This window comes from Allobosea sp. (genome assembly GCF_030694325.1).
GTDB lineage: Bacteria > Pseudomonadota > Alphaproteobacteria > Rhizobiales > Beijerinckiaceae > Allobosea.
Genome location: NZ_JAUXYO010000309.1, coordinates 1 through 7,252 on the forward strand (window position 1 = coordinate 1; position 7,252 = coordinate 7,252).

Below are 7,252 nucleotides of genomic sequence, written 5' to 3' on the forward strand. Positions count from 1 at the left end.
CCGCATCGTTCCTATTACTATGCCATGGGCCTGTCGGCCGAGCAGATCCACCAGCCTTTCGTCGGCGTGGCCTCCTGCTGGAACGAGGCTGCCCCCTGCAACATCTCGCTGATGCGCCAGGCCCAGGCCGTGAAGAAGGGCGTCGCCTCCGCTGCCGGTACACCGCGCGAGTTCTGCACGATCACGGTGACCGACGGCATCGCCATGGGCCACCAGGGCATGAAGTCCTCGCTCGCCTCGCGCGAATGCATCGCCGATTCGGTCGAGCTGACCATGCGCGGCCATTGCTATGACGCGCTGGTCGGGCTCGCCGGCTGCGACAAGTCTCTGCCGGGCATGATGATGGCGATGGTGCGCCTCAACGTGCCCTCGATCTTCATCTATGGCGGCTCGATCCTGCCCGGCACCTTCAAGGGCAAGCCGGTCACGGTCCAGGACGTGTTCGAGGCGGTCGGCAAGCACTCGGTCGGCGCCATGTCGGACGAGGATCTGCAGGAACTCGAAGAGGCGGCCTGCCCCTCGGCGGGCTCCTGCGGCGCACAGTTCACCGCCAACACCATGGCCACCGTCGCCGAGGCGATCGGTTTGGCGCTCCCCTATAGCTGCGGCGCGCCGGCGCCCTACGACGTGCGCGACACCTTCTGCTACACGGCCGGCGAGATGGTGATGGAGCTGATCGCCCGCAACATCCGCCCGCGCGACATCGTCACCCGCAAGGCGCTCGAGAACGCCGCGATGGTCGTCGCGGCCTCGGGCGGCTCGACCAATGGCGCGCTGCACCTGCCTGCGATCGCGCATGAATGCGGCATCGATTTCGATCTCTTCGCCGTCGCCGAGATCTTCAAGAAGACGCCCTACATCGCCGATCTGAAGCCGGGCGGAAAATATGTCGCCAAGGACATGTTCGAGGTCGGCGGCATTCCGCTGCTGATGAAGACGCTGCTCGACCACGGCTTCCTGCATGGCGACTGCATGACCGTCACAGGCCGCACGATCGCGGAGAACCTCGCCAGCGTGAAATGGAACGACGAGCAGGACGTGATCCGCCCCGCCAACAAGCCGCTGTCGGACAATGGCGGCGTCGTCGGCCTGCAGGGTAATCTCGCCCCCGAGGGCGCGATCGTGAAGATCGCCGGCATGAGCACCGAGCAGCTGACCTTCACCGGCCCCGCGCGCTGCTTCGACTGCGAGGAGGACGCCTTCGCCTGCGTCAGCCAGCGCGGCTACAATGTCGGCGACGTGCTGGTGATCCGCTACGAGGGTCCCAAGGGCGGGCCTGGCATGCGCGAGATGCTGTCGACCACGGCCGCCCTCTACGGGCAGGGCATGGGCGACAAGGTCGCACTGATCACGGATGGCCGCTTCTCAGGCGCCACGCGCGGCTTCTGCGTCGGCCATGTCGGGCCTGAGGCCGCCGTCGGCGGGCCGATCGGCCTGATCCGGGACGGCGACATCATCGAGCTCGACGCCATCACAGGAAAGCTCGCAGTCCGCCTTTCTGATGCCGAACTTGAGGAGCGTCGTAAGAACTGGGTGCCGCGCAAGACGGACTACAACTCCGGCGCCCTCTGGAAATATGCGCAGACCGTCGGCTCCGCCAAGGGAGGGGCCGTGACCCATCCGGGCGGCGCCGCCGAGACCCATTGTTATGCGGATATCTGAGACCACGATCGCAGCCTTGTTCCTCGTCCTGGGTGGCCAACAGGCCGCCTGGGCGCAGGATGTCATGGGCGGTCGCGGTCCGGTGCCGCCCCGGCCGATCCCCGGGGTGGCACTGCCCGAGCCCGGGGCGCTCGACGTGCCCTCCGCCGATGCGGCGACCATCGCGCCGGCTCCCAACGCTCCTGCCGCCCATACGGCGCTGCCGCTCGTGCCCTTCAGCAGCGCGCGCGACGCGATCCGGGCGTGGATGCGGGATTCGACTGCCGGAAACCAGGCCGGTGCCGTGCGCGCGCTGGAATATGCCGCCGCGCAGGGCCATCTCACGGCGCAGTTCAAGCTCGGCCGGATGTATGCCGGCGGCGAGGGCGTGCCCGCCAACGACCTCAAGGCCTTCGAGTATTTCTCGAAGATCGCGGACGAGAATGCCGACGCGATTCCCGGCACCGCCAATGGCCGCATCGTCGGCAGCGCCTTCGTCGCGCTCGGCGGCTATTTCATGGACGGGATCAAGGGCAGCTATGTCCGCCCGAATCTCGACCGCGCCTTCGACATGTTCCACTACGCCGCCTCCTATTTCGGCGACCCGGAAGGCCAGTACAATCTCGGCCGGCTCTACATGAACGGGCAGGGCACGCGCCGCGACGCGCGGCAGGCGGCCCGCTGGATGAAGCTCTCGGCCGAGAAGGGCTATGCGCCCGCACGCGCCGTCTTCGGCGACATGCTGCTGCGCGGGGCCGAGGGCGTGCCGCGCCAGCCGGTGCTCGGGCTGATGTGGCTGTCGCTGGCGCGCGAGAGCGCCGATCCCGACCGCGACGGTTGGATCATCGAGCGCCATGAGACGGCCTTCTCGACCGCGTCGGCCGGCGACCGTACCGCGGCGCTCGCTCTGATCGAGCGCCAGCAGGTCGCCGGCGCGCGCGCGGCGCAGCGCTGAGGCCGCGTCCTCTCTCGAGGCTCTCCGCATCCGCCCGCCCGAACGCCGCGTACCGGCTCCGACCATCGGAGTTCCGTTTCATGCGCATCGCCGCCACCCTTGCCGTCCTCGCCGCGCTTGTCTCCCTGCCGAGCACCCCCAGCCTCGGGCAGGCGGCCTATGACAGCTGGCCGGTCCTGACGGATCCGTTCCCGAGCACCGGAGGGGGCGGGATCATGATCCACGACTACGATCCCGTCGTCGCGGGCGGCCAGTGCAGCACGAATTTCCGCGCGATCGAGCCCAGCGGCACCGTCTATCGCAATGCCATCGTCTTCGACGCGGTCGAGACGCAGGGCGGCATCCTCTGCACGAACGGCCGCTGGCGCTCGCTCGACGGCGATGCCACGGGCACCACGCCGTTCCAGGTCTTCATCAAGGACGGGGTGAAGCGGGGTACGGGCGAGTAAACCACTCGCCGTCATTGCTTCGCTGCGCTCGCAATGACGGGACCGTCACGCCGCGCGCAACTCCACCATCACCGGCACATGGTCCGACGGCTTCTCCCAGCCGCGGACATGCTTGGCGATCTGCACGCCCGCGAGCCGGTCGGCGGCCTGGGGCGAGAGCAGGAGGTGGTCGATGCGGATGCCATTGTTCCGCTGCCAGGCGCCCGCCTGATAATCCCAGAACGTATAGAGCCCGGCCTCGTCGGTGGTGGCGCGCAGGGCCTCGGTCAGGCCGAGGTTGAGCAGTTCGCGGAAGGCCGTGCGGGTCTGCGGCAGGAAGAGCGCGTCCGAGACCCAGGCCGCGGGGTCGCGCGCATCGCGCGGCTCGGGGATGACGTTGTAGTCGCCGGCCAGTACCAGCGGCTCCTCATGGGCCAGCAGCATCCGGGCATGCGCGGTGAGCCGCTTCATCCAGCCGAGCTTGTAGGGGTATTTCTCGGTGTTCGGCGGGTTGCCGTTGGGCAGGTAGATCGAGGCCAGCCGGACCGCGCCCCCGTCCATCGGCAGCACACCCTCGAGATAGCGTGCCTGCTCGTCGGCCGCGTCACCCGGCAGCCCGCGGCGGACGTCTTTGAGCTTCGCCCGCGAGAGGATCGCCACCCCGTTGAAGGTCTTCTGGCCGTGGGTCTCGACCTGCCAGCCGGCCTCTTCGATCTCGCGTCGCGGGAAATCGGCGTCCACGCATTTGATCTCCTGCAGGCAGAGCGCGTCGGGCTGCGCCTCCTTGAGGAAATCGAGCAGATGGCCGAGCCTCTGGCGGACCGAATTGACGTTCCAGGTGGCGATGCGCACGGGCAGGCTCCGGTTCAGAAGTAGCGCAGGATAAGCGGCACCAGCGCCGCCGTGACAAGTCCGTTGAGGCCCATAGCGATGCCGGCAAACGCCCCGGCCACAGGATTGACCTGGAAGGCGCGCGCCGTGCCGATGCCATGCGCGGCGAGACCGGCCGCGAAGCCGCGGGCCCGCCAGTCGGTGAAGCCGAGCACGACCATCAGCGGCGTCACCATGATCGCGCCGAGGATGCCGGTGGCGATCACCAGCGTGGCGGTGAGCGAGGGCTCGCCGCCGATCTCGCGGGCGATGCCCATGGCGATCGCCGCCGTGACGGATTTCGGCGCGAGCGATGCCAGGATCGGATGCGGCACGCCGAAGGCGGCCGCGATCCCGACCGCGCTGACCACGGCGGTGAAGGCTCCGGCGAAGAGCGCGGCCAGGATCGGCAGCACCGCCTTGCGCACCAGAGGCCAGTGCCGGTGCAAGGGCAAGGCGAGCGCGACGGTGGCCGGGCCGAGCAGGAAGTGCACGAATTGTGCGCCCTGGAAATAGGTCTCGAACGGTGTGCGCGTCGCCGTCAGGATCGCGGCGAGCAGGGCGACGGCGATCAGCACGGGGTTGGCCAACGGATGGCGGCCGAAGCGGGCGGAAATCCGGTCCGCGACGACATAGGCGATGAGCGTCACGGTGAGCCAGAGCAGCGGATCGGTCGCGAGATAAACCCAGAGCGTCTCGACGCGGGCCAGATCGGGCGTAATCACGATCCCGGCTCCGCCCGGCTGCCGACCAGCGCAGCGACCTTCACGAAGACGAAGGCGGTGACGGCGAGGGTCAGCGCCGTCGAGAGCGTGAGCGCCACGATCAGTCCGGGTCCATGGGCCGCCAGCGACGCGGCATGGCGCACGATGCCGGTGCCGGCCGGAACGAAGAGCAGGGACAGGTGCGCCAGCAGGACGCCGGCAACGGTCGCGAGGGGGGCGCCGTCCAGCGCTGCCGCCGGGCGCAGCCGCAGGCCGAAAAACAGCAGCGCCATGCCGATGACGGGGCCCGGAACCGGCAGGGCGAACAGGCGGGCCAGCGCCTCGCCGACGAGCTGGCAGGTCAGAAGCAGGGTCAGGGCGGGGATCATGCAGGGCGGCTCCGATGCCGCTCCACCCTAGCGCCGTCCATCCGCGCAAACAAAAGCCTCCCCGCATCGCTGCGGAGAGGCTTGAAATGTCGGGACGTCAGGCGGCGTCAGGGGCAGGAGCGAACCACGCCGCCATTGGCGATATAGGTGCCCGTCGCCGGGTCATAGGTGCGGAACCGGCGCGAGCAGTAGGCGACGGCATCGACGTCCTCGACGCCGTAGCCATAAGCCCGGACGGGCGCGCCATAAACCGGAGCGGGCTCGACATAGATCGGCGCCGGCTCGACATAGCGCGGGCCTGCCAGAGCGCCGGCGGCGAGCGCACCGCCGATCACGCCGGCCGCAATGCCGGCGCCGACGGCCGCTCCACGACCGCCGCGGTAATAGCCGCCGCGATAGCCATAGCGCGGGCCGTAGCCGTAGCGGCGATACTGGACGGTCTGGACGAGATCGCTCGCCGTACCGGCAGTCGCAAGGGCCGGGCCCGCCGCAGCGGCGATCGGAGCGGCCGAGGCCGGAGCCGCCAGCAGGGCGGTGCCGGCGAGGGCGACTGCGAGGGTTACGGTCTTGATCATGGGCGGATCCTCTCTTCTGGAGCGAGAGGAAGCTTGCGCATCCTCCGAAGGTCACAAAGCCTAATGGCCGTGGTTGTTCCTTGAAAACGTGACACGGGATCGCGTCAAAATTTCGTCGTGGCTCGCGCTGTAGAGCCGAGACGACATCGAAGCGGAAGACGCTTGCGCGCTCTCGCTCGGCGCTCCATATCGCAGCGATCGATTTTGCACTGCATCATCCGTTCGCAGGACACGAGACCGACCATGGCGCACGCTGACGAAACCCCTCCTCGGAAGACGGCCCCGGCGCCCGTACCGCTCAGCCTGATGTCACGGATCATCTTCGGCTCGCGCTGGCTGCAGTTGCCGCTCTATCTCGGGCTGATCGTGGCGCAATGCGTCTATGTCTTCAAGTTCCTGAAGGAACTGGTGCATCTGGTCCAGCACGCGACGGATTTCAGCGAGCAGCAGATCATGCTCGTGGTGCTGGGGCTCATCGACGTGGTGATGATCTCGAATCTCCTGGTGATGGTCATCGTCGGCGGCTACGAGACCTTCGTCTCGCGGCTCAATCTCCAGGGACATCCGGACCAGCCCGAATGGCTCAGCCACGTCAATGCGAGCGTGCTGAAGATCAAGCTCGCCATGGCGATCATCGGCATCTCGTCGATCCACCTGCTGCGGACCTTCATCGAGGCGGGCAATATCGGCAGCGCCAACCGGACGACCGACTACACCGAGACCGGCATCATCCTGCAGACGGTGATCCACACGGTCTTCATCCTCTCGGCCATCGGCATCGCCTGGGTGGACCGGATGACGGTGCCGGCGCCCGGCAAGGGGCACTGACGGGCAGGCCCTGCCGCCACGCTGCGGACCACGCGAGCGGGGCGCGGGGGTGGTCTGCCTACTGGCCGCGCCCGGCTCGGGCAGCGAAACGGATCGCCTCCTCGGCGGCGCGGAACAGGGCCTTGGCCTTGTTCACGCATTCGGCCTGCTCGGAGGCGGGGTTCGAATCGTAGACGATGCCGGCGCCGGCCTGGACATGCATGCGCCCGTCCTTGACCACGGCCGTGCGCAGCACGATGCAGGTGTCCATCTCGCCATTGGCGCCGAAATAGCCGATGCAACCGCCATAGGCTCCGCGCGCATCGTGCTCGAGTTCGTCGATGACCTCCATGGCGCGCACCTTCGGCGCGCCCGAGACGGTGCCGGCGGGGAAGCCCGCGGCCAGCGCCGCCAGCGCATCATGACGCGGCTCGATCGTCCCCTCGACATTCGAGACGATGTGCATGACCTGGCTGTAGCGCTCGATGAAGAAGGAATCGGTGACCTTCACCGAGCCGATCTGCGCGACGCGCCCGACATCGTTGCGGCCGAGATCGAGCAGCATGAGATGTTCGGCGCATTCTTTCGGGTCGGCCAGCAGTTCGTCTTCCAGCGCCTTGTCCTCGTGCGGCGTCCGTCCACGCGGCCGCGTTCCGGCGATGGGGCGAATGGTGACGGTATCGCCGCTCACTTTGACGAGTATTTCCGGGCTCGATCCGGCCACGGCGAAGCCGCCGAAGTCGAGGAAATAAAGATAGGGCGAAGGATTCGTGCGCCGCAGCGCGCGATAGAGCGAGAACGGCGGCAGCGTGAAGGGCGCCTCGAAACGTTGCGCCAGCACGATCTGGAATGCATCGCCGGCGGCGATGTAATCCTTGGCCTT

9 protein-coding genes are annotated in these 7,252 nt (G+C 68.0%); 4 read left to right on the forward strand and 5 right to left on the reverse strand.

The window, feature by feature from the left end:
* From ilvD to Q8M82_RS20015, 3 genes are all read left to right on the forward strand, one after another.
* Positions 1-1,662: dihydroxy-acid dehydratase (gene ilvD / locus Q8M82_RS20005; protein WP_305693051.1), on the forward strand; the 1,662-nt coding region annotated here is incomplete at its 5' end.
* A 16-nt stretch (positions 1,663-1,678) separates the two neighbouring features.
* The gene (locus Q8M82_RS20010; protein WP_305693052.1) at positions 1,679-2,596 is read left to right on the forward strand and encodes a tetratricopeptide repeat protein; all 918 of its coding nucleotides are present in this window, start codon (positions 1,679-1,681) and stop codon (positions 2,594-2,596) included.
* An 80-nt stretch (positions 2,597-2,676) separates the two neighbouring features.
* Positions 2,677-3,045, forward strand: a complete 369-nt coding sequence (locus Q8M82_RS20015; protein ID WP_305693053.1) for a hypothetical protein — start codon at positions 2,677-2,679, stop codon at positions 3,043-3,045.
* Between the two features lie 45 nt (positions 3,046-3,090).
* On the opposite strand, the gene xth is transcribed toward Q8M82_RS20015, so the two are convergent.
* The 4 genes from xth to Q8M82_RS20035 all read right to left on the reverse strand — a co-directional run bounded on the left by xth (position 3,091) and on the right by Q8M82_RS20035 (position 5,562).
* Positions 3,091-3,876 carry an exodeoxyribonuclease III gene (gene xth, locus Q8M82_RS20020; RefSeq protein ID WP_305693054.1) on the reverse strand — a complete coding sequence of 262 codons (786 nt, stop codon included), beginning with the start codon at positions 3,874-3,876 and terminating at the stop codon, positions 3,091-3,093.
* A gap of 14 nt (positions 3,877-3,890) precedes the next feature.
* Positions 3,891-4,616, reverse strand: a complete 726-nt coding sequence (locus Q8M82_RS20025) for an LrgB family protein (protein WP_371126417.1) — start codon at positions 4,614-4,616, stop codon at positions 3,891-3,893.
* Positions 4,616-4,987, reverse strand: coding sequence for a CidA/LrgA family protein (locus Q8M82_RS20030; RefSeq protein ID WP_305693055.1), 372 nt, complete (start codon positions 4,985-4,987; stop codon positions 4,616-4,618). The genes Q8M82_RS20025 and Q8M82_RS20030 overlap by 1 nt, the downstream gene beginning before the upstream one ends.
* Before the next feature lie 107 nt (positions 4,988-5,094).
* Positions 5,095-5,562 carry a BA14K family protein gene (locus tag Q8M82_RS20035; protein WP_305693056.1) on the reverse strand — a complete coding sequence of 156 codons (468 nt, stop codon included), beginning with the start codon at positions 5,560-5,562 and terminating at the stop codon, positions 5,095-5,097.
* A 243-nt stretch (positions 5,563-5,805) separates the two neighbouring features.
* Between Q8M82_RS20035 and Q8M82_RS20040 the strand changes: the two genes are divergently transcribed.
* Positions 5,806-6,390 (forward strand): TIGR00645 family protein, encoded by a 585-nt coding sequence (locus tag Q8M82_RS20040; protein WP_305693057.1) that lies wholly within the window; start codon positions 5,806-5,808, stop codon positions 6,388-6,390.
* A 58-nt stretch (positions 6,391-6,448) separates the two neighbouring features.
* On the opposite strand, the gene Q8M82_RS20045 is transcribed toward Q8M82_RS20040, so the two are convergent.
* On the reverse strand, positions 6,449-7,252 hold an 804-nt coding region (locus Q8M82_RS20045; RefSeq protein WP_305693058.1), incomplete at its 5' end, for an anthranilate synthase component I family protein.